Consider the following 921-nt stretch of genomic DNA (forward strand, 5'->3'; position numbering starts at 1 on the left):
CATCATTGCTACCCGTGATGGTGATGGTTTGTGTCTCAGTGGTGCCATCGTCACTGGTGAAAGTGATGGTATCAACTAAGGTTTGGCCTGCCGGTAGTGCTTGCACTGCAGCATTGCTGTCATCTAAGCTGTATTCCCATACACCCGTGCCATCAACCACAACCGTGCCGTAGCTCGCAGTACTGCTCACTAAAGTCCCTTCGCCGGTATCAATATCACTAACAGACACTGTGCCTGTTGCGGTGTTGTTGCTCGCATCATCTTCAGTCACGCTTGTGTCACTTGCAGTAACTGTGATATCCGCCGCATCATTGCTACCCGTGATGGTGATGGTTTGTGTCTCAGTGGTGCCATCATCACTAGTAAAGGTGATCGTATCTGTTAAGGTTTCACCGTCTGGTAACGCTTGTACTGCAGCATTGCTGTCATCTAAGCTGTATTCCCATACACCTGTGCCATCAACCACAACCGTGCCGTAGCTCGCAGTACTGCTCACTAAAGTCCCTTCACCGGTATCAATATCACTAACAGACACTGTGCCTGTTGCGGTGTTGTTGCTGGCATCATCTTCAGTCACGCTTGTGTCTGTTGCAGTAACTGTGATATCCGCCGCATCATTGCTGCCGGTAATGGTGATCGTTTGTGTCTCAGTGGTGCCATCATCACTAGTAAAGGTGATCGTGTCGGTTAAGGTTTCACCGTCTGGTAACGCTTGTACCGCAGCATTGCTGTCATCTAAGCTGTATTCCCATACACCTGTGCCATCAACCACAACCGTGCCGTAGCTCGCAGTGCTGCTCAATAACGTACCTTCGCCGGTATCTACGTCAAATACTGAAATAGTACCTGTCGCTGTGTTATTGCTCGCATCATCTTCAGTCACGCTTGTGTCACTTGCAGTAACTGTGATATCCGCCGCAT

The 921-nt window shown here is 49.5% G+C and carries 1 protein-coding gene; it reads right to left on the reverse strand.

The annotated features are described in order from the left end of the window. On the reverse strand, nucleotides 1-921 hold a 921-nt coding region (locus CWS31_RS17315; protein ID WP_211355863.1), incomplete at both ends, for a VCBS domain-containing protein.

The organism is Colwellia echini (genome assembly GCF_002843355.2).
Lineage (GTDB): Bacteria > Pseudomonadota > Gammaproteobacteria > Enterobacterales > Alteromonadaceae > Colwellia > Colwellia echini.